This window comes from Peribacillus sp. Bi134 (assembly GCF_918698065.1).
Taxonomy (GTDB): domain Bacteria; phylum Bacillota; class Bacilli; order Bacillales; family DSM-1321; genus Peribacillus.
On sequence record NZ_CAKKLN010000005.1, the window covers coordinates 268,901 to 293,704 of the forward strand.

The 24,804-nt window shown below is 41.8% G+C and carries 31 protein-coding genes; 8 read left to right on the forward strand and 23 right to left on the reverse strand.

Annotation, left to right across the window (positions count from 1 at the left end):
- Window positions 1-18: 18 nt before the first annotated feature.
- From LQ188_RS12550 to spoIIM, 6 genes are all read right to left on the reverse strand, one after another.
- Entirely contained in the window at window positions 19-831 is an 813-nt protein-coding gene (locus LQ188_RS12550; RefSeq protein ID WP_101222473.1) for a purine-nucleoside phosphorylase, read from the reverse strand.
- Window positions 832-2,034, reverse strand: coding sequence for a phosphopentomutase (deoB, locus tag LQ188_RS12555; protein ID WP_230176976.1), 1,203 nt, complete (start codon window positions 2,032-2,034; stop codon window positions 832-834).
- A 272-nt stretch (window positions 2,035-2,306) separates the two neighbouring features.
- On the reverse strand, window positions 2,307-3,200 hold the full coding sequence (gene xerD, locus LQ188_RS12560; RefSeq protein WP_101222475.1) for a site-specific tyrosine recombinase XerD: 894 nt from the start codon (window positions 3,198-3,200) through the stop codon (window positions 2,307-2,309).
- A gap of 5 nt (window positions 3,201-3,205) precedes the next feature.
- Window positions 3,206-3,433, reverse strand: a complete 228-nt coding sequence (locus LQ188_RS12565) for a YqzK family protein (RefSeq protein ID WP_101223458.1) — start codon at window positions 3,431-3,433, stop codon at window positions 3,206-3,208.
- Window positions 3,434-3,592: 159 nt separating this feature from the next.
- Entirely contained in the window at window positions 3,593-4,051 is a 459-nt protein-coding gene (locus LQ188_RS12570) for a Fur family transcriptional regulator (RefSeq protein WP_101223459.1), read from the reverse strand.
- A gap of 119 nt (window positions 4,052-4,170) precedes the next feature.
- A complete protein-coding gene (spoIIM, locus tag LQ188_RS12575; RefSeq protein ID WP_230176977.1) occupies window positions 4,171-4,818 on the reverse strand; it encodes a stage II sporulation protein M in 648 nt (215 codons plus the stop codon).
- Between the two features lie 139 nt (window positions 4,819-4,957).
- On the opposite strand from spoIIM, the gene LQ188_RS12580 reads away from it, so the two are divergent.
- Window positions 4,958-5,521 (forward strand): GNAT family N-acetyltransferase, encoded by a 564-nt coding sequence (locus tag LQ188_RS12580; protein ID WP_101222477.1) that lies wholly within the window; start codon window positions 4,958-4,960, stop codon window positions 5,519-5,521.
- 37 nt (window positions 5,522-5,558) lie between these two features.
- Here the strand turns inward: LQ188_RS12580 and LQ188_RS12585 are convergent, their stop codons facing one another.
- Window positions 5,559-6,740, reverse strand: coding sequence for an endonuclease Q family protein (locus LQ188_RS12585; RefSeq protein WP_230176978.1), 1,182 nt, complete (start codon window positions 6,738-6,740; stop codon window positions 5,559-5,561).
- Window positions 6,741-7,292, reverse strand: a complete 552-nt coding sequence (locus tag LQ188_RS12590; protein WP_230176979.1) for an NUDIX hydrolase — start codon at window positions 7,290-7,292, stop codon at window positions 6,741-6,743.
- A gap of 76 nt (window positions 7,293-7,368) precedes the next feature.
- Between LQ188_RS12590 and mciZ the strand changes: the two genes are divergently transcribed.
- The 3 genes from mciZ (at window position 7,369) to LQ188_RS12605 (ending at window position 9,179) form a co-directional block, all read left to right on the forward strand.
- Window positions 7,369-7,530 (forward strand): Z-ring formation inhibitor MciZ, encoded by a 162-nt coding sequence (gene mciZ, locus LQ188_RS12595; protein WP_076365517.1) that lies wholly within the window; start codon window positions 7,369-7,371, stop codon window positions 7,528-7,530.
- Window positions 7,531-7,586: 56 nt separating this feature from the next.
- Window positions 7,587-8,495, forward strand: a complete 909-nt coding sequence (locus LQ188_RS12600) for an aldo/keto reductase (RefSeq protein WP_230176980.1) — start codon at window positions 7,587-7,589, stop codon at window positions 8,493-8,495.
- Between the two features lie 258 nt (window positions 8,496-8,753).
- Window positions 8,754-9,179, forward strand: a complete 426-nt coding sequence (locus LQ188_RS12605) for an organic hydroperoxide resistance protein (protein WP_230176981.1) — start codon at window positions 8,754-8,756, stop codon at window positions 9,177-9,179.
- A 44-nt stretch (window positions 9,180-9,223) separates the two neighbouring features.
- Here LQ188_RS12605 and LQ188_RS12610 read toward each other — a convergent pair whose 3' ends face one another.
- Complete coding sequence (locus tag LQ188_RS12610; protein WP_096337652.1) at window positions 9,224-9,661, reverse strand: MarR family transcriptional regulator; 438 nt, start codon at window positions 9,659-9,661, stop codon at window positions 9,224-9,226.
- A 163-nt stretch (window positions 9,662-9,824) separates the two neighbouring features.
- Window positions 9,825-10,085, reverse strand: a complete 261-nt coding sequence (locus LQ188_RS12615; RefSeq protein WP_101222483.1) for a YqkE family protein — start codon at window positions 10,083-10,085, stop codon at window positions 9,825-9,827.
- Between the two features lie 130 nt (window positions 10,086-10,215).
- Here LQ188_RS12615 and LQ188_RS12620 point away from each other — a divergent pair, with 130 nt between their 5' ends.
- The gene (locus tag LQ188_RS12620) at window positions 10,216-11,115 is read left to right on the forward strand and encodes an alpha/beta hydrolase (RefSeq protein WP_230176982.1); all 900 of its coding nucleotides are present in this window, start codon (window positions 10,216-10,218) and stop codon (window positions 11,113-11,115) included.
- 43 nt (window positions 11,116-11,158) lie between these two features.
- On the opposite strand, the gene LQ188_RS12625 is transcribed toward LQ188_RS12620, so the two are convergent.
- The 3 genes from LQ188_RS12625 to LQ188_RS12635 form a co-directional block, all read right to left on the reverse strand.
- Entirely contained in the window at window positions 11,159-11,482 is a 324-nt protein-coding gene (locus LQ188_RS12625; protein ID WP_101222485.1) for an iron-sulfur cluster biosynthesis family protein, read from the reverse strand.
- Window positions 11,483-11,691: 209 nt separating this feature from the next.
- Window positions 11,692-12,024 (reverse strand): YolD-like family protein, encoded by a 333-nt coding sequence (locus LQ188_RS12630; protein WP_101222486.1) that lies wholly within the window; start codon window positions 12,022-12,024, stop codon window positions 11,692-11,694.
- 26 nt (window positions 12,025-12,050) lie between these two features.
- Complete coding sequence (locus LQ188_RS12635; RefSeq protein ID WP_101222487.1) at window positions 12,051-13,310, reverse strand: UV damage repair protein UvrX; 1,260 nt, start codon at window positions 13,308-13,310, stop codon at window positions 12,051-12,053.
- Window positions 13,311-13,722: 412 nt separating this feature from the next.
- On the opposite strand from LQ188_RS12635, the gene LQ188_RS12640 reads away from it, so the two are divergent.
- Window positions 13,723-14,382, forward strand: coding sequence for an NlpC/P60 family protein (locus LQ188_RS12640; protein WP_101222488.1), 660 nt, complete (start codon window positions 13,723-13,725; stop codon window positions 14,380-14,382).
- A 50-nt stretch (window positions 14,383-14,432) separates the two neighbouring features.
- On the opposite strand, the gene LQ188_RS12645 is transcribed toward LQ188_RS12640, so the two are convergent.
- From LQ188_RS12645 to LQ188_RS12655, 3 genes are all read right to left on the reverse strand, one after another.
- A complete protein-coding gene (locus LQ188_RS12645; protein ID WP_101222489.1) occupies window positions 14,433-14,960 on the reverse strand; it encodes a DUF3221 domain-containing protein in 528 nt (175 codons plus the stop codon).
- Between the two features lie 157 nt (window positions 14,961-15,117).
- Window positions 15,118-15,909: an SDR family oxidoreductase gene (locus tag LQ188_RS12650; RefSeq protein ID WP_230176983.1), complete on the reverse strand. Its 792-nt coding sequence runs from the start codon at window positions 15,907-15,909 to the stop codon at window positions 15,118-15,120.
- 23 nt (window positions 15,910-15,932) lie between these two features.
- The gene (locus tag LQ188_RS12655) at window positions 15,933-16,901 is read right to left on the reverse strand and encodes an MBL fold metallo-hydrolase (RefSeq protein WP_230176984.1); all 969 of its coding nucleotides are present in this window, start codon (window positions 16,899-16,901) and stop codon (window positions 15,933-15,935) included.
- 514 nt (window positions 16,902-17,415) lie between these two features.
- On the opposite strand from LQ188_RS12655, the gene proC reads away from it, so the two are divergent.
- Window positions 17,416-18,261 (forward strand): pyrroline-5-carboxylate reductase, encoded by an 846-nt coding sequence (gene proC / locus LQ188_RS12660; protein ID WP_057278877.1) that lies wholly within the window; start codon window positions 17,416-17,418, stop codon window positions 18,259-18,261.
- Window positions 18,262-18,335: 74 nt separating this feature from the next.
- Here the strand turns inward: proC and LQ188_RS12665 are convergent, their stop codons facing one another.
- Both LQ188_RS12665 and LQ188_RS12670 read right to left on the reverse strand, forming a co-directional pair.
- The gene (locus tag LQ188_RS12665; RefSeq protein WP_101222493.1) at window positions 18,336-18,767 is read right to left on the reverse strand and encodes a VOC family protein; all 432 of its coding nucleotides are present in this window, start codon (window positions 18,765-18,767) and stop codon (window positions 18,336-18,338) included.
- Window positions 18,764-18,910: a hypothetical protein gene (locus tag LQ188_RS12670; RefSeq protein ID WP_230176985.1), complete on the reverse strand. Its 147-nt coding sequence runs from the start codon at window positions 18,908-18,910 to the stop codon at window positions 18,764-18,766. The genes LQ188_RS12665 and LQ188_RS12670 overlap by 4 nt, the downstream gene beginning before the upstream one ends.
- A gap of 139 nt (window positions 18,911-19,049) precedes the next feature.
- Here LQ188_RS12670 and LQ188_RS12675 point away from each other — a divergent pair, with 139 nt between their 5' ends.
- Window positions 19,050-19,592: a MerR family transcriptional regulator gene (locus tag LQ188_RS12675; RefSeq protein WP_101222495.1), complete on the forward strand. Its 543-nt coding sequence runs from the start codon at window positions 19,050-19,052 to the stop codon at window positions 19,590-19,592.
- A gap of 168 nt (window positions 19,593-19,760) precedes the next feature.
- Here the strand turns inward: LQ188_RS12675 and LQ188_RS12680 are convergent, their stop codons facing one another.
- From LQ188_RS12680 to rnz, 5 genes are all read right to left on the reverse strand, one after another.
- Window positions 19,761-20,555, reverse strand: coding sequence for an ABC transporter ATP-binding protein (locus LQ188_RS12680; RefSeq protein WP_101222496.1), 795 nt, complete (start codon window positions 20,553-20,555; stop codon window positions 19,761-19,763).
- Window positions 20,530-21,561, reverse strand: coding sequence for an ABC transporter permease (locus tag LQ188_RS12685; protein ID WP_095678594.1), 1,032 nt, complete (start codon window positions 21,559-21,561; stop codon window positions 20,530-20,532). The genes LQ188_RS12680 and LQ188_RS12685 overlap by 26 nt, the downstream gene beginning before the upstream one ends.
- A 32-nt stretch (window positions 21,562-21,593) precedes the next feature.
- Window positions 21,594-22,589, reverse strand: a complete 996-nt coding sequence (locus LQ188_RS12690) for an ABC transporter substrate-binding protein (protein ID WP_101222497.1) — start codon at window positions 22,587-22,589, stop codon at window positions 21,594-21,596.
- Window positions 22,590-22,796: 207 nt separating this feature from the next.
- Window positions 22,797-23,612 carry a phytoene/squalene synthase family protein gene (locus tag LQ188_RS12695; protein ID WP_230176986.1) on the reverse strand — a complete coding sequence of 272 codons (816 nt, stop codon included), beginning with the start codon at window positions 23,610-23,612 and terminating at the stop codon, window positions 22,797-22,799.
- 63 nt (window positions 23,613-23,675) lie between these two features.
- A complete protein-coding gene (gene rnz, locus LQ188_RS12700; RefSeq protein ID WP_230176987.1) occupies window positions 23,676-24,617 on the reverse strand; it encodes a ribonuclease Z in 942 nt (313 codons plus the stop codon).
- Window positions 24,618-24,804: the final 187 nt, after the last annotated feature.

Genomic DNA, 24,804 nt, shown 5'->3' on the forward strand with positions numbered 1-24,804 from the left:
TGTATTTTTTGGTCCGTTTTATATGTCTTTAACGATGTGCTTAACAAATTCCAGAAAGCTGCTTTTCACTTTTTCCGTCGTTTCAATTACCTCTTCATGCGACAAAGGCTGATCCAGAATGCCTGCGGCCATATTGGTAAGGCATGAGATTCCGAGCACTTTCATATCGCTATGCCTTGCTACGATAACTTCCGGAACTGTCGACATACCAACTGCATCCCCGCCAAGGATCCGTGCCATTTTCACTTCTGCAGGTGTCTCATAGGTCGGTCCTGTATTCCCGATATAGACACCTTCTTTAATATCCAATCCTAGTGAAGCTGCTATTTTTTTCGCTTGTGACCGAAGGTCTTTATTATAAGCTTCCGACATATCAGGGAATCTAGGACCGAAACGCTCTTCATTAGGACCAATCAATGGGTTTGCCCCCATTAAATTAATATGATCCGTAATGAGCATCAAGTCACCTGGTTCATAGCTTTCATTAACGCTTCCGGCAGCATTCGTTACAATTAACTGCTTAACACCAAGAAGTTTCATTACACGTACAGGAAAAGTGACCTTCTCCATGGAGTAACCCTCATAAAAGTGGAAACGCCCTTGCATGGCTACAACTTTTTTGCCACTTAATTGTCCAATGACAAGCTGTCCAGCGTGACCTTCAACAGTCGATACCGGGAATTCCGGGATTTCGTGGTATGGAATCGTAATGGGATTTTCAATTTCATCTGCCAATACTCCAAGTCCGGAACCAAGAATCAGGCCTATCTCCGGAGAGCCTTCAATTTTACTTTTTATGAATGACGCAGCAGTTTCTATTTTATTAAACATCTATTTAATCTCCCCTAAATTTAGATCGCCCAATATATTTTTCCCGTAGGCAGGCATTTTTACATCAAAGTTAGCAGCGACCGTCGCCCCGATATCAGCAAATGTATCTCTTATCGGGAGTTCGGCACCTTCTGTAAATCGTTTGGAATAGACTAATAAAGGTACAAATTCACGTGTATGATCGGTTCCTTCATGGACCGGATCATTCCCGTGATCGGCAGTGATGATCAATAAATCATCCTCTTTCAGTTTATCAAGGACTTCCGGCATCCTAGCATCGAATTCTTCCAATGCCTTTCCGTATCCCTCTGGATCGCGGCGGTGACCGTATAAAGCATCGAAGTCGACTAGATTAAGGAAACTTAACCCTTTAAAATCCTGTTCCACCGTTTGGATTAATTTATCCATTCCATCCATATTGGATACGGTCCTTAATGATTCAGTGACGCCTTCCCCATCAAAGATATCCGAGATCTTCCCGATTGCGAGCACGTCATATCCAGAATCTTTCAATTCATCCATTACTGTCCGATTGAAAGGCTTCAATGCATAATCATGACGATTAGGCGTTCTTTTGAAGTTTCCTGGTTCACCTGTGAAAGGTCTGGCAATCACGCGTCCAACCTTGAACTCATCAGCCATTGTCACTTCACGGGCAATTTCACAAATCTTGTACAATTCGTCTATCGGGACGATGTCTTCATGTGCAGCAATCTGTAATACGGAATCTGCTGATGTATATACGATCAGCGCACCCGTTTTCATATGTTCCTCGCCGAGCCTTTCAATGATTTCCGTGCCGCTTGCAGGGACGTTCCCAATAATTCCCCGACCCATCTTCGCCTCGAGTTCATTGACTAATAATTCCGGGAAACCATCCGGAAATACACGGAATGGAGTCGATATGTTCAAACCCATGATTTCCCAATGTCCAGTCATCGTATCTTTTCCTGTAGAGGCTTCCTTCATTTTCGTATAGTATGCGAGAGGTTGCTGAGCTTTTTCAATCCCCTTGATTTCACGGATATTGCCTAAACCCAATTTTGCGAGAGTCGGCATGTTCAATCCATTCATTCTTTCTCCGATATGGCCGAGTGTATCCGCCCCTTTATCACCGAATAAATCTGCATCAGGTGCTTCACCAATTCCAACTGAATCCATAACTATTACAAATATTCGATTAAATGCTGAATTCCCTTTCATAAGTCATTCCTCCTAAAATAGTAAATCACTTTTTATACTCTCTATAATACCCTTATTCTGCTCATTTACTCTTCATTTTAAATGAAACTGCGAGAACGTCAGAAGTCTGACCTCTCTACATTGTAAACGATTACCATGATGGAGACAAATAATATATTTCGGAATAAACAAACTGACACTAGAGCATGCTGTAGCCTTACTGAAATAAAAAGGCTGCTCCTTCAACCGCTTCGCAGTTAAATTCACAACCTTTCTATCATTCTACTATTCTTTTAAGCGCGCGGATGGAATTTTGAATATACATCCTTGATCCGTACGTTCGTAATATGTGTATAAATTTGAGTTGTCGAAATATCCGCATGACCAAGCATTTCTTGGACGGCACGTAAATCAGCCCCGTTCATCAATAGATGTGTCGCGAAAGAATGTCTTAGTGTATGCGGTGTAATTTCTTTTTCAATTTGTGCCGATTTTACAAGTTTTTTTAGAATTTTCCAAAATCCCTGCCTTGTCAGCCTGTTTCCATGATGATTCAAAAAAAGTGAATCTGTCCTGTGCTTAGGGCTGGCCATTTTTCCCCGGGAACTTTCCATATAATGTTCAATCGCACCCAATGCAGTTTGGCCAATCGGAATGATTCTCTCTTTATTTCCTTTCCCTACACAACGGACAAAACCCATGGATGCATGGACATCACTTACATCCATGGATATCAACTCACTGACACGCATACCCGTCGCATACATCAGTTCTAGCATCGCCTTATCGCGTAAGCCGAATTCATCCATTTTCTTTGGGGCTTCCAATAGTGCTTCAACCTCTTCCATGCTTAATACCTTTGGAAGACTTCGTTCTGGTTTTGGCGTTTCTATATGTATGGACGGATCCTGATCGGTTACTTTTTCCCTTAGAAGAAATTGATGAAAAGACCGAATGGAGGCTATATGACGCGCCACCGTCTTCGATGATTTCCCTTGATCCTTCAAATGCACGAGAAAATGCAGGATGTTGACCCGCCGTGAATCATTCCAATCTTCGATGGCTTCAGCTTCTTTCAGGAAGCTCCAATATGATCTTAAGTCACGCTCATACGAAACGAGCGTATTCTTGGCAAGCCCTTTTTCAATGGTTAAAAAATGAATGAAATCCCTAATTTGATTCTCCATATTCATTACTCCCCGTTTAAATAAAACAACATTAAGCGTTCAAGCCATGCATCATCACCCGTATCTACTGCCTTCGATACTTTTACAGCCATGCCTTTCGGTTCATCATAACGATGATAATCTTGATATTCCTGATTTAACCATACCATTCCTATATAAAAAAGAACAGTGAAGCTAACAAAGAGAATCATCACTTTAGCCGTATGCAAAACAAGCGATAATGATGTTTTCATCATCTTTCCCCTCCCATTCGATCCTTTGTATCAATCTATGCCCAACAGGACAAGTTTTATACGTGTTTCGGAAAGGAGAAAACAAAAACAACTCTTACTTGAGAAAATAGGTTTTAAAAATGCAGAAAACCTTCTCCATTAAATGGAAAAGGTCCGACTTCATTCACCTTTATTTTCTTCTTTGTCATGACATCGATGACAAATGCCATGAAAGGTTAATCTATGGTCTTTTATCTTGAAGTTCCAGTCGCGTTCCACAATGTCTTCTACGTCTTCAAGTAGGTCTTCCTGAATCTCATCTACCGCACCACATTCCACACAAACAAGATGATGATGGAAATGCGCAGCTCCTTCTTGTCTTAAATCATAACGGGAAACCCCGTCTCCAAAGTTAATTTTATCTACTATCTTCAATTCAGTCAGCAACTCTAGTGTACGGTAAACTGTTGCCAATCCAATTTCCGGCGACTTTTCTTTGACAAGGAGGTAAACGTCTTCTGCGCTTAAATGATCCTCTTCATGCTCAAGTAAAACGCGGACGGTCGCTTCTCGCTGAGGCGTTAATTTGTAGCTGGACGAGTGTAACTGCTTTTTTATCCTATCAATTCTGTTTTCTATTTCCATACCTAATATTCCCTCCCGCGCCGCTATCCTATCCATTATATCAAAAGAGGGAAAACTGTCAAAATAGATTTCTTGTTAATGATAAAAAAATTTGCGGGAACGGCAAATTTCAATCAATGACCCAATAAACTTACGACATTTTTCATTAAAGAAGGGGATAGGTACGCTTCAAATGCAGCAGCTGTAATCAAAAATACTCCCGACAAGATCAATGAGAAAATATACCGTGAAATTATCGGCTTCAGCGGTTCACGAACCTGCTTTAGGAAAATCCGGCTGATCATTTTCATTGATAGCGAGACGGCAAGCACGGTTATCACGATGAATATCGGGACGATGAATATGTTTTGGGGCAAAATAGCGACAAACGATAATAAAAAACCGCTCCATCCCATTTGATTGACTAAAAAGCCGACTGTGAATCCAACAACCATCCCTTTTATAAATAACAAAACCAGGATGACTGGCAAACCGATGACCGATATTCCGAGAATCCAGATGACCCCGATATATTTTATATTATGCATAATACTTTGGCTGAACATATCATGCGAAGAGGCAAATTCACCTTTGGATACTTGTCCGAAAAATTGCGATAAATAATAGAACAAGTCTTCCTTTTGGGTAAAGCTCAAACTATTCACTAATATTGCCCCAAAAATGACACCCATCAAAAAAAGCACAGTGATAAAGACATATAATGAGGAATGTTCGTTAATATGTTTCATTACGGCATTTTGTACGACAGATTTTTTTTTCATCTTTCATCCTCCCAACTCCGCTTACTAGAATCTATGTTTTCACTCTCTCATTTATGCTAAGAAAACTTTCTCCCTCAGCCGAACACCTTGAGCTCAATTCATGTTATAATTTTCCATAATAACGATATGGAGGCAGGATATGAAAGCTATATTAATGGATTTCCCCGAAAAAATTGAAACCCCACGATTATATCTAAGGCCCTGTCAGCCTGGCGATGGCCTGGACGTTCACGAGGCCATTGTCCATTCCAAACCTGAATTGAAACAATGGCTGCCGTTTGCCCATCAAGATGTTTCTTTGGAAACTTCTGAACAGAATGTCCTTAAGTCCTTTTCGGATTTCATTTTAAAAGAGGATATCAGACTCCATATTTATAGGAAAGAAGACGATCAATTCATCGGCTCCACCGGTCTGCACCGAATTAACTGGGATATTCCCAAATTCGAAATTGGCTATTGGATTGATACGAGATACAGTAAACAAGGCTACATAACGGAGGCGGTAGAAAAGTTAACCAAATTCGCCTTTTACCATTATGGAGCAAAGCGGGTCGAGATCCGCTGTGATCCTAATAATATCGCCAGCAAACGGATTCCCGAAAAGCTGGGGTATACCCTTGAAGGAATTTTGCGTAATGACTTTCTTAGTGCAGATGGCAAGGAAGTGCGGGACACATCCATTTATGCAAAAACAACTAACTAAAAAAGCCCTGACAGATCTCCATCTGTCAGGACTTTTTTCAGGTTAATTCCTTTTTGACCTTTCCGTACTTTCCTCCGCCCCCCACTTCAAAAGATAGCGTCCCTTTTCTGGCAGAATCGATATAGCCCGCCAATTTTTCAGGAACGATTTCCTTGAGCTGTTCAAGCGTAACTTCATGTAGGATATTCATCTCTGTTCCAAATGCCACCAGCAGTTTTTCCATGGATTTAGGACCGAGTCCCGGGATGAAATCAAGTGGTACTTGGTGGATATACGGCGGCCTTTCCCTGCCATTTCTTCCGTCCGTCCCGGAAATGGAGAGCTCTTCAATCCTGGACGATACCCCTTTTATAATGGATTTATTACCGCATTCGGGACATTGTTCACTATCCCTCAATACCTGGTGTAAGCACCCTGAACATACAGTTTGATGATACTTTCCCAATAAGGGGTTCAATCCATAATTAACGGTCACCTTACGATTCCCTTTTTCTTTAAGGGCTTTTGCCAGCTCATTGAAACTTGGTTCCTCAAGCAGGACTTTTTGATATTCCCGAGCGATTTTCCCAAGCGAATGCGCATCGGAATTTGTTACGAATACATAGGAGTCCAACTCCTCGATATCCTTGACCATTTCTGTATCAGAACTTAAACCAAGTTCGATGGCATCAATTAGCTCCGGATCGAATACTTCTGTAAGACTGGATCGCACCCCTTTTCCATATAAGCTTTTAAATGGGGTGAAAACATGTGCCGGGATAAACAGGCCGCCCAGTGATTTCACGATCTTTTGCAGTGTTCTTCCATCACAATAAATCCTTTGGGAGCTCAAGGTAATATTTTTAACATGTCCGCTCATCCATGAGGAGAATTCCTTCATCGCTTTTATAGTGGGAAAATAAGCGAGGACATGGATCGGTCCATTACAATTCTGATCATAAATTTCAATCTCCGAGCCTGGAATGATGGTTGTATTCTTGTATTGAAGTCCGCCTTCAATCTTCTCCGTGATTTCGCCGTCCAGCATCCCCGCTTCGATTTCTTCGATAATTTCAGGAGAATGGCAATCGATTATCCCGATTAGATCAAGGCCCTTCCTTTCACTTGCCACTTGCAGCACATTGCTGAAGGTTAACGTTTTAGCACCTGTTATTTTCACGGCACTTCCGCTTCTCGTTCTGCCTATATGGATATGCAGGTCAGCGTAAAACTCTTTCATTTACGATTTCATCGCCTTTTTCAACTGTAGATACTGAACTGCATATGCCGTTTTGGCATCTTTGATCTTCCCTTCATCCATATAAGTTTGAGCTTCCTCCAGCGTGAGTTCAATCATCTCGACGAATTCATCTTCATCCAGCGGGGCTGCATTTTCTTTCTTTTTCAAATTGTGGGCCACATATAGGTGGACCAATTCATCGGCGAAACCTGGCGATGTATAGAAGGATATGATGTGCTCCATTTTTTCACATTCATAACCTGTCTCCTCTTCCAGCTCCCGTTTAGCCGACAGAACCGGTTCTTCGCCTTTTTCCAGCTTTCCTGCAGGAATTTCCACCAAGCTTCTCTCCAGCGCTTTACGGTACTGTTCAACCATGATGATTTTATTTTCTGCCGTGAGAGCTATGATGGCAACCGCTCCCGGATGCTTGATTATTTCACGTTTACCCGTTTTCCCATCAGGAAGCTCTACATCATCCACTTGCAGGCTGATTACCTTTCCTGTGAAGATTTTTTCCGAAGACAGCGTTTTTTCTTCAAATTTTTTCATCCTGACCACTCCTCTGTTCTAATTGCAGCATGATTCCTCATACATTTTACCATAATAGAGATGGAGGGCGATTTTAATGAAAGTTTACGTACTGGAAAAAAGCGTTACTTTATCCGGAAAGAGTTGGGAAATCCTTCAAAAACTAAAACAATTGCAAAATCAATATGTCTATATCAATGATTGGATAGCCGACATACACGATCAGGTGCCGCCCACTCCTTTAAAACGGATCAAGTGAATTCTTTGAGTGAAATGGATTTCTCCTTTACAATGAAATGTAAGGGAGTGGATAACATGAAAAAACGCAGACTAGGAAATTCAGACTTGCTAGTTTCTGAAATCGGGCTCGGATGCATGTCATTGGGGACTGTTGAAAATCAGGCATCCGAAATCATACAGGCCGCTTTAGATGAAGGAATCAATTATTTTGATACTGCTGACTTATATGATTTCGGCATGAATGAAGAAATCGTCGGAAAGAATTTAAAATCGGTCCGCGATAAGGTATACATAGCCACCAAGGTCGGAAACCGCTGGAATGAAAACAAAGATTCCTGGAGCTGGGATCCATCTGGCGAATATATTAAAACGGCAGTAAAAGATAGCATAAAGAGATTGGGAACTGACTATATTGATCTTTATCAGTTACATGGCGGCACCATTTCAGACAATATCGGAGAAACGATAGAAGCATTTGAAGATTTGAAAAAAGAAGGCTATATCCGATATTATGGAATTTCCTCGATTCGTCCGAATGTGATCAAGGAATTCTCGGAAAAGTCTAAGCTTGATTCCGTGATGATGCAGTTTAATCTACTCGACCGCCGCCCAGAAGAGTGGATGTCCCTTTTGGCCAACAAACAGATCAGCATTATTGCCCGTGGCCCCCTTGCCAAAGGGCTGCTCAGTGAAAAAATGCTTGAAAAGGCAAATGAGGATGGATATCTTGACTATAGCTATCACGAACTTAAAGATTTGCTTCCGGAAATAAAGGACAAACTTTCCGATAGGAAGTTAAATGAAACGGCACTTCAATATGTATTGTCCCATCCAAGCGTCGCTACCGTTGTACCAGGAGCAAGCTCAGTACAGCAGCTCCGTGAGAACTGCCAGGCCGCTAACAGTCCTTCACTGTCCAAAATCGAGTTGGATATCTTAAAGCAGTTGACCAAAGCGAACAAATATGAAAGTCACCGGGATTAAAAAGAATGGAACTAAACTAAATGTTTCAAATAAATTAGGCTGCACTATCTCCGTTTAACAACGTGATAGGCAGCCTTTTTCCGTTCCAACGTTTTTTTTCGCCATACTCTCTTCTGTACAGCTTTCAAGTTTCCGATCATTCTAATTCCTTTCCAAACCCATTTAACGGTTTTAAACTTTTCATTGGACATCCCAAAATTAATATTATACAATTCAGTTGTGCACAATTAAAAATAAAAAGATAAGGGAGAAAAAATGATGACAAAAACATTATTTACAACGTCTGTAACAGTTGATGGCGGAAGAGAAGGAACGGCAATTTCTGCTGACGGCAACTTCACGGTTGATATTGCGATGCCTGGAACACCAAGGGCTAAACAGATGCCTGAAGCATCTAATCCGGAACAGCTTTTTGCAGCTGGATATGCTGCATGTTTTGATAGTGCTTTGCAATCAGTTGGTAAAATTGAACGCGTTCCCTTCGATTCCAAGGTTACCGCAAGCGTCAGCCTATTGATGGGTGAGATGCATCAGTACAGCTTGGCTGTAACTTTGGCTGTGAAGGGTTCCGGGGTCGATAAGGCGACATTCGAAACCCTTGTTCATAAAGCACATCAAATGTGTCCTTATTCAAAAGCAATCAACGGCAATGTGGACGTCACTTTTGAAATAGATGTAGATTAAATCCGACAAAAAGACGCTGGGGAACCCCAAGCGTCTTTTCTTTGCTAAAATTGCTGTAAAGTTTTCAATAGTTGGAGCAGTGAAGCTTTTAAATCCTCAACCACCTTCTTATCATCACCCGACATAGCCGAAATGCGATCGGGAATGAAGCAGGCCTCTTCCTGTAAACCAAGTCCCTTTTCCGTCAGCTTGATCATGACAGACCGTTCATCTTCAGTCGAACGTTCACGGACAATCAAGCCATTCTGCTCCATTCGTTTCAACATGGGAGTAAGCGTTCCTGAGTCGAGGGCAAGGAGCTCCCCAAGTTTTTTTACTGTAAGTGTATCCTGTTCCCATAATAGAAGCAGGACAAGATATTGAGGATATGTCACTTCAAGTTTATCAAGCAGCGGTTTATATTTCTTCGTCATTTCCCGCGAACTTGCATAAAGCAGGAAACATAATTGGTCTTCCAGTACTTTTTCTATTTTATTTTGCATCATATCACCAGCTAATAGTAGTCCATCCGATATGAAAGCATATCGAACTTATCTTTAATATAATCGTTATACTTTATAAAATAAAGGAATATCAGCAAGGAATGGTCTTCCTGAACAGAAAAAGGGAGCCAGCCCACTTAAAACTTAAACTGCTCCCTGTCCTTCATTTATAGTTCTTCCAGTTCAGATTGCTTTCACCCAATAGTTCTTCAAATGATTTATTCTTCTCCCGCCGCTTTCTTTCTTCGCGTTTCTTTTCTTCTTCCGCTGCCCTTTTTTCTTGTTCAGCCTCATTAAGTTCCTTTTGCTTTTGACGAAGCTGGGACATGATATCTTGATTGATCATATCACCAAGTTTCAATGAAGATGAATCTTTATCTTGGTTTTTGCTTTGAGTTTGATTTCGCGGCTGTTTCTTTTTCATCCTTAAAACCTCCTGGCCATTTATGAAATTATTATATCACGACTGCCGTTTTCCTCGTCATGGTTTTCAAACAGTGTTTTCCCATTTCCCACATGGTAAAATAAAGAAAATAAACCTAGGAGGACCTTCCATGAAGAAATGGTGGTTTACACTCGCCGGAATCCTATCGTATATCATCGGCGTCGGCATTTATTTTTCCAATCGGATCATGTACATGAAAAAGAAGGAAGATGATTTTATCCAGAATCGTGAAATCATGGCTAAACGCCTGATCCGGGAGGATTTTGATAATCTGCCTAAAACGGAAATTTGGGTATCGTCACCATCCGGATATTCCTTGAAATGCTTGTTTATCGAACCGCATGACACCAATAAGTGGGTGATCATTTCTCATGGTGTGACGGAAAACAAAGTCAATTCGATTAAGTACATGAATATTTTTCTTAAGCGGGGCTTCAACGCAATCATTTATGACCACCGCCGGCATGGGGATTCCGGTGGCAAGACGAGCAGTTACGGACATTATGAAAAATTCGACCTGAAGGCCGTAATCGATGAATTGAAAAGACGTAAAGGTTCCGACCTTCATATTGGCATTCATGGTGAATCCATGGGGGCCGTAACCCTGCTTTTATATGCCGGAATGCTTGAAGACGGTGCTGATTTTTACGTTGCCGACTGTCCATTTTCAAATTTCGAGGATCAAATCAAACACCAGCTCAAGCATGAAGTCCCATTTCCTTCCTGGACCGTGTTTCCGCTTGGGCGTACGTTCATCAAACTCCGTGACGGATATTGGACCAACGAAGTGTCCCCAATCGATTATATAAAAAATATCCGAAACCCGGTGCTCTTCATCCATAGTGAAAATGACAGTTTCATTCCCGCTTCCATGACAGCGGAATTATATGCAGCAAAAGAGGGCCCAAAGCAGCTTTACATCGCTAAAAAAGGGGCCCACGCTCAATCTTATAATGAAAATCCAAAAGAATATGAAGATCAAATCGATCAGTTTCTAAAACTTGTCTGAGAAGAAAAAAGAGGGTATCCAAGATCCCCTCTTTGCTTTTTAGTCAGATTTTATTAAAATAACTCATCCTTGGATTCAAGATTTGATTCGGACTTTTTAATTGAAAGCTGTTCGCTTCCGGAACAAAGTCTATTTTCATGACTTCATCAAGAAAAATCATTTTTGATTTCTCCACATATAGTGGAATCCCGTTTGTTTCCACTTTTTCGGTACCTTCTTCAGGTTCGTTGACCCACCATAGCGCGGTCACACCGCTTACCACGCAGCCACAGCCATCAGTATCATATTTCAACTGTAAATATCCTTCTTGTCCCTGTACCTTATCGGCCATTTTCTCAGCCGCTGTTTCCGTCCATTCAATATACATGATTGCACGCCTCCCGATGTTTCCCCCATTATAAACGATAAATACGCTTCTGTTAAAGAAACTGCCTTCCTTTGCAAGCGTCAGCCGACACGAAAATCACTTTCTTCATTGACCGTGCTAACAAATGCCGATTCTCATACTCCTCCGTGATACCTTTCATCACGATGCCGTTTTGAAAGGCTGTCCCTTGGGAACAGCCCTTCGGCTCATCATTCCATTATCCTTACATCCGCGATATCGGAAAGCCTGATATAGTGAGCCTGCTGAAACCGATCGACGATATGAAGCTTTTGGGTGAGCTCATTATAATAATGGATCCTGCCGATTAACAGCTGATACCGGTTTCCTTCATAATGAGCAATCGTGACATCCTTTCTTTCCTCCATCGCTTCCCCCATTACCGCATTCATTTCTTCCAGTTGCTGCTCATCCAGGATGCGCTTCGTTTCATAGCCATCCTCCACCACCCAATCCCGAAGCATCTTCACATGCTCCGGCAACATCATCGATGTCCATTTGATACGGCCGCGATCACGTATCATTCTTTTCCCTCCCTTCAAAGTCAACCTTACGCCTTATGACCACCAAGCAGCTTACTTCGGTAAACGGCTGTACCTGCTTCTGTATACGAAACGGCACGCAATAACGATTTGGCTCCATATTTATGGCGGATTCGATCAACCGTGTAACTCAATTCCCGCTTCTTCCAGCGCGAAGCATCGAATAAAGTCAGCTGCATTTCGTTATCATCCACAATATTCGAGAGCCTGACCTCTATGCTCCGAACCGTTTTTTGCTTATAGTTCTCATGAAAAAGCTCCAGGCAAACTTTATATAGCTCCATCGTAATGTTGGTCGGTTCGCTAATTGAACGCGAACGTTGGAAACCTCCGCCGAACTCATCCTTGCTGTAACCAATGCTTAGGCTCACCGTCCTTCCTGCCTTGCGATGGGTGCGTGCCCTTCTTCCAACTTCTTCGCAAATTTCCAGCATGACCTGCTTTACCTCATGCTCCTCCTTATAATCCCGCAGCAGGATTTGACTTTTGCCGAAGCTTACCTGCCCTTCGATGATCGCTGCCCCCATATCGGATAAATCTATTCCCCAAGCATGGTGGTAAAGCTGATTGCCCATAATTCCAAACTTCGCTTCAAGTAATTCAAGATCATAATTGGCAAGCTGTCCAACCGTAAATATTCCCATTCCATGAAGGGTTTTTTCTACGCGCCTGCCGATCCCCCACATTTCACGAAGCGGGGAAATCGGCCAAAGTTTGCTTGGCACATCCTCATACTTCCATTCTGCAATCCCATTATGTTTGGCTTCCAAATCAAGGCAAAGTTTTGCCATAAGCATGTTCGGTCCAATTCCAATGGCACAGGGGAGCTGTAATTCCCGTTCGATTTCATCCTTTATCTTTTCAGCTATCATCCGGGCATCTCCCCATAAAGAAGCGGCACCATCGACTTTCACAAAACTTTCGTCCACACTATATACGTGAATCGCTTCTTTGGGCACATAACGGTTGAACAAGCGGGTGATTTCCGTCGAAACCCTTAAATAGGTCGCCATTTTAGGTTCAACGACGACAATCCTCGGATCATTCGGGATCTCAAACATCCGCGAACCTGTCTTGATGCCAAATTCCTTCTTCATCTTTGGAGAAGCCGCAAGCACAATGCTCCCTGTCCTCTTCAAATCACCAACCACCGCCAGATAACAATCAAGCGGGTCCAGACCAAGCATGACCGCTGAACAGCTTGCATAAAAACTTTTCATATCGATACACATAATTGATTGTTTCGGCATCGTCCCATAATCCATCACTTCTCACCCTAACAAGAATATACGTTCGCTTTTATTATATTCATAACTTTAACCGAATATACGTTCTTATTCAATGGAAGTTTTCATACAAATTTCTACTTTTTAATGTAATTTCCTTGAAAAATATAATAGATACTAAAAATGGTTAAAATACCATATTTAAACTGAATACCCAAATAGTTTTTTTAAAAAGAATCAATTCGTATCTTGAATAATTTTTAATGGATCCTTATACTTAGTTTTTTTAATTTTTTTCACCCTTTTCAACATTCTTTCGTCTATTTTAAACTTAGTCTTACTACTCATTTTTTGTAATAAAACTGTAACCAAAATTATGTCTAATTGTCATAATGGTATTGTAGGATAATATTGTTAAGAATATAGAGAGATAGATAGAGAGGAAATGAAAATTATGAAGAAATGGATCGCTTCAGCTGCTGTTGCTTCTGCCATGATGCTAACCCCGCTGCAAGCCTTTGCAAATATTGGAGATCAAACCCTCAGACCCGGAATGACACATAGTGATGTCAAACAACTACAACAACTTTTAAAAACCAAAGGTTATTTCACATATTCAGGTTCACTGACTACATATTACGGCACCTATTCTGTATCAGCAGTAAAAAAATTCCAAAAAGCCAAAGGACTGACTGCCGACGGAATTGCGGGCCGTAACACATTTAATAAGCTTGGTGTTTATAAGGTCAATAATACAAGCTTGATCAGCTATGCAAAAACCTTAATAGGCAAACCCTACAAATGGGGCGGAACAACACCAACTGGATTTGACTGCTCAGGCTTCGTCTATTACGTATTCCAGAAATCACAAGGAATCACCTTACCGCGTACAACATCCTTGCTTTATTCCAATACAGGTTTAAAAGTATCTTCACCAGCTAAGGGTGACCTTGTATTCTTTGATACTTCTTCTGGAAGAACAGGGGTATCCCATGTTGGTATCTATATCGGAAATGGTCAATTCATCAGTGCTACTTCTTCTAAAGGAATAACCATCACGGATATGGATAATTCTTATTGGAAACCAAAATATTTAGGTGCGAAAACTTTATAAAATCCCATAAAACAACCGGACAGAATTCATAGTGATTCAGCCCGGTTGTTTTATTTTATATATAATATTTCATCCGTTAAATCCTCAACTGTCACCATGAATGAAGCGTCCAAGTTGGAACGGTTCATCATTTCGATATTATAAACATGCTCTGACGGTAAATGGACGACTTCGAGAACCATGAATCGCTGACTTTCCGCTTTACTGACATGATTGAGGGCAGCAGTGACCGCCCTTTGTTCGGCCAAGCTTTTTACATCCGTCAAAACAAGAATCAGTTCCGCTTCCGCTTTCCCAGGAAATGATTTCTTCACCCCGCCCCGGTGCCATGGTTTCACTTTCATCCCGATTTCCAGGTCGGAATAATCGAGAGCGTTACCATGTTGATCTTGAATGGATGTATCAGTGGTCACCTTATAATACGTCCTTTTAATCAAAATCCTTTTATCGTCAAGATCCGTAATGAAACCTTCTTCCCCCTTACCGACGGCATCATCCCTGTTCCAATCAGGGGATTGACAGCTACCCAGAATAAAGGCAACGAATATGGATATATAAAGGTTTACAATCCTCTTCATACAAATCCCTCCTACTAGAAATAGACGGATCCCGCATGAAATAGTTACCAATTCATATGAAAACTTCGGTTATTTCAAAAAAGGGGAATGTCATCGACATTCCCCTTTTGCCTATTATATTAGACCATCTTTCGCCTTGTCCGACATCGAAAGTTGCTTACTTTTTAAAAAATGCTTTTTTTCCTAATGTTTCGGTGATTTTTGGAAACATGTTATACCATTTCCCAGCAAAATTCATCCAGCCAGGGAGATTGATTTCCCTCTTATTGGTCAGCATCGCCGCTACGATTTTAGCAGCGACATCTCCAGGCTTAAGCATGAATTTTTCAACATTTTTTAAATATGTACCTGATTCATCGGCAATGTTAAAGAAATTCGTTTCTATGGGGCCAGGATTGACGGTGGTCACAAAAACATGATCTTCCATCAGCTCAAGCCGAAGTGCGTTTGAATAGCCAAGAACCGCGAACTTAGTCGATGAGTACAATGTTGATTTAGGAGTGGCGATTTTACCGGCCTGTGAAGCGATATTGATGATATGCCCCGATTTTCTCTGCTTCATATACGGAAGAACCAGCTTTGTGCAGGCCATCAATCCAATGACGTTGACAGCAAACATTGCTTTCGTTTCATTTAATTCCGTATCCTGCGCTTCTTTAAACGTGCCGAAACCGGCATTGTTGACCAAAACATCCACTTCACCTATTTGCGCATGGATGTCATTAAATACATTTGCCACCTGATCAGTGTCTGCCACGTCAAGCTTATAGACATATGCATCAATTCCATATCGGGCGATCAATTCATTCCTTAGCTGTAGTAATTTATCCATACTTCTGGCCAAGAGGACGAGACGCCCCCCCTGCTTTGCACTTTGAATGGCAACTTCCTTGCCAATCCCTCCGGAAGCTCCAGTAATAACAATGACTTTGCCTTGCAACTTATTCAAAAAAGTGAGCCTCCTTGCGAACATTAAGCGATTGAATACAGAATGACCCCTGATTGAATTTCTGTTTCGACTTCACCCAAGTCTTCTAAATAGTCCAGCTGACCGACCGTTTCCGAAAGTGTCAGGCCCACTTCCTGAAGGTATACTTTCGGAAACAACTGCTGACATACTTCAAAGACCGATAAAGGCTTATCTTGAAGCATGCTTTTCACCTGCATGGCACGGTTATGCTGCCGCTCGAATCTATAGTGAATCAAGTCGGCAACCGCATCACCATCCACTTCAGATCCATGTCCGGAGTAAACGGTGGATATGGAAAAATCCAATAATTTCTGAAGTGATGCATTATACTGCAGTAACGGACGAGGCCTCATGCCTCCGGGAAGTAAAGGTGGTTCCATTAATGGATTAGGTGAAATCTTGGCAAGCAAATGATCGCCAACGATCATGACCCCGTCACTTTCGCGGTAAAAGGATAAATGGCTTTGCGCATGCCCTGGAGTCTCGATCACTTTCCAGCCTGGAAGACCAGGGAGCTCATCTCCCTCAGCCAAATATCCATGCAGCTTCCGTTCACTAAGGAAACTGATTTCGTCGCGATTGTGGATCAGTTTATTTTTCAGCTCTTCTGCCACTCCGAACTTTGCGGCATAATCAAGGAAAAAACGATTATGGGTTTCTAGGAATTCATCACTGATGGTCAGCCAGCGCTGATTGTTTTTGTGTCCATAAACCGGGATCTCTTTTTCAAAGAAATCGAGTCCACCAGCATGATCAGGATGATGATGAGTTAAAATGATTTGTTCGATATCAGTCAGTTTCAGACCCAAATCCCCAAGCCCATTAGTCAAGGCTTCTTTTGATCGTTTTGTTTTCACTCCAGTATCGATTAGCGTTAAAGCATCCCCTTTAACTACATAAACATTCACATCGCCCACTGCAAACGGCGTAGGCAAAGTAATTTTTGCAATATCTCCATTCCAATTCGCCATAATCTTTTTCCACCTTAGAAAATTATATTTATATAAAACTTTTTATACACTAAACAGAATTCTAAGTATACTTATCATGTATAATTACCATTTTACATGTATTTTTAATTACTGTCATTATTTTCACATAATTCATGTCTATTTTTTCTCGTCCATGCATATATTATCATTGACAGAGTGCTAATTTATCCTTCATAATCACAAGTAATTAAAGACGGCATGGCTTTGATTAAGGCCAAGTAAATTATTGATGGCGTAAAGAGAGTGAAGCTCGGAATGTGCTGAAAGGCTTCATCGCCCCCTCATTATTGAACCTACCTTATGAGCCTTCAGGAAAACCTGACGTAATTCCCGCGTTAGAGGATTCAAGTGCAGCTTTTCTGTTTATTTATTATGGGAAAGTTGAACAAAGGTGGTACCACGGAAGCTAGACCTTTCGTCCTTTATTGGATGAGGGGTCTTTTTGTTTTTTAAAAAAAGGCCGAAAACTTTAAAAGAAAAAGGAGCGGGAAATATGAAGAAAATCGCATTTATCGGAGCTGGATCGATGGCAGAAGCAATCATTTCGGGGCTGGTGACCCAACAGGTAATTGAACCGGCAAATATTTTTGTAACAAATAAATCAAATGATGATCGGTTCGATTATTTAAAGAACCAATATGGTGTAACTGCCACAAGATCGCTGCAGCTATTAGTACAGGATGCCAACCTTGTCGTGCTAGCGGTGAAACCGAAAGATATTTTAGAAACAATGCAATCAATAAAAGAATATATTCGTGAAGAAATGCTGTTCATTTCCGTTGTTGCCGGGGTCCATACAACAAGCTTGGAAGGTATCGCCAACAAACGGTTCTCCATTGTCCGTGCCATGCCTAATACATCGGCAGCTGTAGGGAAATCAGCAACGGCCCTTGCGGCTAACTGTCATACGAAAGAAGCGCAATTACAAACGGCGATTACCCTTTTTGAAACGGTAGGTACAGTGGCAGTTGTCGAAGAAACCCAGCTAGATGCGGTAACAGGCTTATCAGGCAGCGGTCCGGCTTATATTTATTACTTGGTCGAGGCATTGGAAAAATCAGCAGAAAAAATAGGTCTCGATTCCGAAACCGCTAAGCAATTGATTCTCCAGACACTGATGGGTGCGGCCGATATGTTACAGAAATCACCTAAAACGCCTGCCGTACTAAGAAAGGAAGTAACTTCACCAGGCGGAACGACTGAAGCAGGTCTGAAAGCACTTCAAGCACATCAGGTGGAAGAAGCATTCATTGCCTGTGTACAAGAAGCGACTGAGCAATCGAAGCGGATGGGCAATCAAATAAGTAAAGAACTAGCTAAATATGTAGTTTCGCAGTAAGGCGCATGATGATGATCGGCTGTTGCAAGGCAACAGCCCTTTTTTTCTAAGGGATAATCTTTCCGTAGTGTGCGTTACTTTATAATCAGCATATCATTTTCATCAAAACTCCAATCCTTCGAATACGCTACCTCCCAATAGTAACCATCGGGGTCTGAAAAATATCCGCTGTACCCTCCCCAAAAAACATCCTGAGGTGATTTCTCGATTGTTCCACCGGCCTTTTCAGCTTTGTTGATCACATCATCCACTTCTTCAATTGATTTGGCATTATAAGCAAGCGTAAGTCCCGGGAAACCATTTTTCTTAGGCGGTTCTTTCTCATTGATGTCTTTTGCTAGCTCCTCTAAAGGATACAAAGCAAGTTTCGTTCCGGCATTATTAAAAAAAACGATTGCGGGTTCGTCCTCTTTAACCGTTGTATGAAATCCCAACCCGTCCCGGTAAAACCTTAATGATTCAGCAATATCCCTGACACCTAAAGTTATAATATTGATCCTGTTCATACTGGTCCTCCTTTTTCATGTTTTAAGGGTAAATTCGACATCTGCATCACATTTCCCTTTTTAGCTTGATTACCATCATCCATGCCATCACAAATGCTTCTAAAAGTTCCTAACAACGCTACCATTTGCAAAAAGCTGTCCACAGGGAATTCCACCTTGGATTGCCCCTCATGCAAATTACGTAGGAATTCCACTTTCTTTGCCGAATGAATACATGTTTTGTCAACTGTAAAGGAATTCCCTTATACTTATCGAATTCAACAACCAAAAGGGGGAATCTCGATGAATACAAGTGCAGTTGCCCGGTTACTGAATGTTTCCCATAGTACGATTCAACGCTGGGTCACCCAATTGAACATGGAAGTAGAACGGAATCAGCTTGGCCACTACCAGTTTTCGGATGAAGACATTGCATTATTGAGAAAAATCCAAGATCAGCTGAACGAGGGCATCATTCTCCAAAAGGTCAGCATCTCAGAGAAGAAGCTTAGAAAAGCAACCATCCAGAAACACTCCGAACCGAATGATCAACTGCTTGAACGGGTCAACAGGCTTGAAAATGGCCTGAAAACAAAAGCGGACGATGTTGTATCTTATCAGCTTTTACAGCACAGAAGTGAAATGGAAGAAATGCACAAACTCGTTAAGAAGCTTGAAGCCCGTATCGAAGCGCTAGAAAAACCAATGGGTCAAAACTTTGATTATTTCCTCGCGGCTGAAGAAGCTGCTGCCACTAAAAAGACGAAGAAAAGGCCATTCATAAAAATGATTTTTGGAAACAGAAAGAACGATAGTTCATCATGGAGCACAGCCGACAGCGATTGACATCGTTTTTCAAGATTGCTCATGAACACCCACGATAGCCATTTTTCTTAAGCAAAACATTTCTTCAGTAACAGGACTTCAGTAATAGGACCTGACCTTATTAATTACCCCAAAATAAAAAGGCCCTGACCCAATATTAATCTATCTGGGTCGGGCCTTTTCATCATCTTAAATCAACACTGCACGGTCATTGAGCATTTTTTCGCCTTTAATGCGCTGGAATTCGTTAAGCAGTTTTTCGACGGTTAGCTTCTGCTTTTCAGCGCCTCTGGCTTCAAAAATGATCTGTCCCTTATCCATCATAATCAAGGAATTTCCAAGATCGATTGCCTGCTGCATATTATGAGTCACCATCAACGTCGTTAACTGGTTCTTTTCGACGATTTCCTTTGTCAGGTTTGTAACGAGCTCTGCCCGTGAAGGATCAAGTGCTGCTGTATGTTCGTCAAGTAGCAGGATTTTAGGGTCGGTGAAGGTCGCCATCAGCAATGATAGTGCCTGGCGCTCCCCTCCTGATAATAATCCCACTTTTGCAGTCATCCGATTTTCCAAACCTAAATGAAGGGTGCCCAAACACTCTTTAAAAAGTTCTTTCCGTTTTTTTGTCACCCCAAAGCCTAAACCTCTTTTATTAGTTCTGCCATAGGCAATCGCCATATTTTCTTCAATAGTCATATGTGGTGCCGTCCCCAGCATGGGATCCTGAAAAACACGGCCAATCATTTTGGCACGGGCATGTTCTTCAATGGCCGATACGTTTTCACCATCGATGATGACTTCACCTGCATCAGGGAGAATTTTACCGGAAATCATATTCATCAACGTCGATTTACCTGCTCCATTACTTCCGATGACTGTTACAAATTCACCTTTTGTCATCTGCAGTTCCAGATTTCCAAGGGCTAACTTTTCATCTGGCGTTCCCTCATTGAAAACTTTATAAATCTGATTTAACTGAAGCATATTCTTCCCTCCCTTTCGGTAAAGTCCCATCATGGCGCATCTGTATTTCTTTAAGCCGCCTTTTCTTCCGGGTTTTTTCCTTTTGTTTATCAGAAATTTTAGGAATGACAAGTGCCCCGACCACAATAAGTGCCGTAATTAATTTAACATCACCCGTTTCAAGGAATTCAACGCGAAGTGCCAAAGTTACGACGATTCGGTAAATGATCGCCCCTCCTATGACTGCCAGCGTAGCACGTGCAATCGTTTTTGCACCAAATAGAGCCTCACCGATTATGACGGATGCCAATCCGATGACAATGATTCCAATCCCCATGCCTATATCGCTAAAACCGTTATATTGGGCAACCAAGGATCCCGAAAAAGCCACTAGTGCATTTCCGATTGCAAGTCCCAGGATCTTCATGTTGCCGGTATGGGCGGAAAAACTCTTGACCATGGCCTCATTATCACCAGTCGCCCGTAAGGCAAGACCAATTTCCGTTTTTAAAAAGGCTGACATTCCTGCTTGGATGACTACAGCCACAATCAGCATAACGATTAATATGGCCCACGTTTTCGGCAGGCTGTCACCGAGACCCACGAATGATAAAAGACCATTCAACAAATTGTCCAACCCGGTGCCAGCCCAGGCATCCTGGATATTCGTGATAATGGTTGTTTGGGAAAGCAACGGAATGTTGGATGCACCCATGATCCTCAAATTGATCGAGTAGAGCGCAATCATCATTAAGATACCCGCCAAGAGAGGATTGATTTTCCCTTTCGTATGAAGGAACCCCGTTATCGTCCCAGCGATGAACCCTGCCACCATGGCACTCAACGTGGCAACGATCGGCGAGTAACCGTTAACGATCATAATCGCGGCAACAGAGGCCCCTGTCACAAAACTGCCTTCCACAGTCATATCCGGGAAGTCGAGAATCCTGAATGTTAAATAAACACCTAGTGCCATGATCGCATAAATCATTCCCGACTCAAAAGAGTTGAATAAGGCTGAGAACATTTTTTTCTTCCTTCCCCGAACAAAAGCAGAGTTTATTTTACAAACTCAGCATCTGCTTTCCATTCTTCTTTTATTTCAACACCCATATCTTTTGCTGCTTTTTCATTGATGACCAATTTCAGTTTTTGTGGATATTGAACCGGGATATCTCCAGGTTTTTTACCATCCTTCAGGATTTCAACCGCTTTTTGCCCCGCTTCATAACCAATGTCATAGTAACTGAAGCCATATGCTGCAAAACCGCCAGCATTCACGGAATCAAGTTCGCCGACAAACAATGGGATATCTTGATCATTTGCCACGGAAATGACCGATTCCAATGCCGAGACAACTGTATTATCAGTAATGATATAGAAAGCATCCGCTTTTCCGATTAAAGATTCCGTTGCCTGTTTAACATCCGCTGAAGTCGAGACGGATGCTTCCACGACTTTCAAACCAGCTTTTTTCGCTTCCGCTTTCACATTCTTTATTTGGACGACTGAATTTTGCTCCCCTGTATTATAGACAGTTCCAATTGTCTTCGCCCCAAGCTCTTCCGCTAGGAATTTCATTGACTTTGCAATGGCTTCAGGATGGGAATCCGTCGTACCCGTCACGTTTCCGCCTGGTTTTTCCAAAGAAGTAACAAGTTCACCCGCTACAGGATCGGTAACCGATGTAAAGACGATCGGGATATCCTTGGTCGCATTTAAAGCACTAAGAGCACTAGGAGTCGAATTCGCAAATATCAGATCCACTTTATCCCCAACAAAGTTATTGGCAATCGTCTGACTGTTGTTTTGGTCACCCTGTGCAATTTGAAGATCATATTTGGCATTGATGTCACTGTCCTTCAGTGCCGCCTGGAATCCTTCATATGCTTGATCGAGGGAATCATGCTGAACGATTTGCGTTACCCCAATGTTGAAGGTATCCTTTCCGCTTTCATCCTTTGCCGTATCTTTTTCCTTGTCATTTCCACACCCAGCCAATAATAAACCTGCGACCAATGTCATGGCTGCTGTTGAATATAATTTCTTTTTCATATTTTCCCCCCGCTTTTTCCTTATTTAAAATAATGTTTTTCTAATGATGCCAGCTTTTTTCGCTTTTATTTCCTAAATTATAATCGTTTAGTCCCAATTATTCCAATATATTTTTTAACTTTTTAGAATTTTTTGAGTTCTAAAGATAAAACATGAAAAAAGCTGCTGTGAAAGGTATGGTAACTTTCACAGCAGCTTTTTGAAAAATCAGTGTTCGACGACCTGGCTGACAATTTCGGTAACTGTAGCACGATCAATTTTTTCTTTGCCTTCTTTTAGGGCTTTCAATGTGGCTTTTGCCAATTCCAAAGGTATTTTACAGAATTGGATGATCTCTTTCGTTTCAATCTCTCCAATATACGCATCGGCTAATGCAAGATTATGTTCGGTATGGGCAAGCATCTCGTCGAAACCCCAGCCATCCGGATAAAAGTTCACACCACGTTCTGCATCTTCCTCACGGTTACGCAGGATATTGACCGTTTGGAGTCCACGGCCAAATGCGATGGCAAGTTCACGGTCCGTTTCGGTTCCATCGTACCAGTTCCACATATCGGACAGCATGACCCCCACTAAACCTGCAACATAATATGTGTAATCATCTAGTTCCTCTTCATTATGGATTTGCCAGTCCTTAGTAACCCATTTTGCCATGCCTTCGGCCATTTCCTTAGTCGACTCCAAGACTTTGGATTTTGCACCGGGAGGACAAAATTCAATCCAGTCCGAAAGAAACAGGGTCACCTCGGGCAGATCATCCTTATATGGTTCAAATAACGATTGAAGATCTTCTTCCCTGAAATCAGCATCAAGCTCACTAAGGGCCTGTAACAGGGAAACCTTAATATCTGCTGGAAGACCTGGGTGGTCCTCGATCTCATCGATGGCGCGCATGCAAAGGTATGCAGCTCCAATGGCCTCTTGTAATCCCTTTGGAAGATAGCTGATCGGAATGAAAAAAGTCCGGCTTGTTTTTAGGAGAAAATCCATTGCTTTAGTATGTAGGGCACTTTTGTCAGTCATATTTACACTCCTTTAAATATCCAATGAACAATTGATTAATTATATCAAACATTAGCTTTGATTTCAGCTGCCCGATTCCTCTGAATACAAAGGAATTTTAATGACCATTAGATCTTCACCCATAATCGTGTTTGGAAAAATCGCTTTACTTTCCTCTTTTAGCCTCTCAGCATCCTCCGGAGTATACCGTGAGCTGATATGCGTTAGGATTAGATGCTTAGCTCCCGCTTTCAAAGCCGTTTCTGCAGCCTGAACGGTGGTCGAATGATAATAGGCTGATGCCATTTCCGCTTCTTCCGCTGAAAATGTAGCTTCATGAACAAGGTAATCCGCCGATTCAGCAAGAATGAGCGCATTGCTGCACATTCTTGTATCACCAAGAATCGTGATGATCCGGCCTTTTTGCGGAGCACTGAGATAGTCCTTCCCATTTAAGACACGGCCATCATCGAGAGAGACCGTTTGCCCATTTTTCAATGCTTTAAAAAGAGGCCCCGGCTTCACACCTTCAGACCGCAACCGGTCGACCAGTAAGCTTCCCGGACGATCTTTTTCCACAATCCGGTAACCGATGCTGTAAATGCCATGATCAAGCGACATGGCCGTCACTGTGAATTGTTCGTCCTCAAACACTTCTCCTTCTTCTATTTCGATGATTTCCAAGGGATATTTTAAATGAGTTCCACTCACCTGTAAGCTCGTCATAATAAATGCCTCTATGCCTTGTGGACCATATACGGTCAATTTATCCACTCCGCCCTGAAAAGATCTGCTGCTTAAAAATCCAGGTAGTCCGAAGATGTGATCACCATGTAAATGGGTGATGAAAATTTTTTCAACCTTTCGCGGTTTGACTGCCGTTTTTAATATTTGATGCTGTGTTGCTTCCCCACAATCGAATAACCAAACCGTCCCACGTTCTTCCAATAATTGAAGGGCGATTGATGTCACATTACGCGCTTTAGCCGGAACCCCAGCGCCTGTACCCAATAAAACGAAATCCACTCATACTACCTCCGTTGCAAATACTTTATGACTTAACTATAGCATAACCAAGGTGCTCTTTCATTTATGACCCATTAAAACAGAAACCAGATTAAACTTTTAATGAAATATAGAGAAAAAATGCGCAAATTGATTGCTTTGAGGGAAAGCTAAACGTAAAATTAGAAATTGGTACACATTCGGGAAT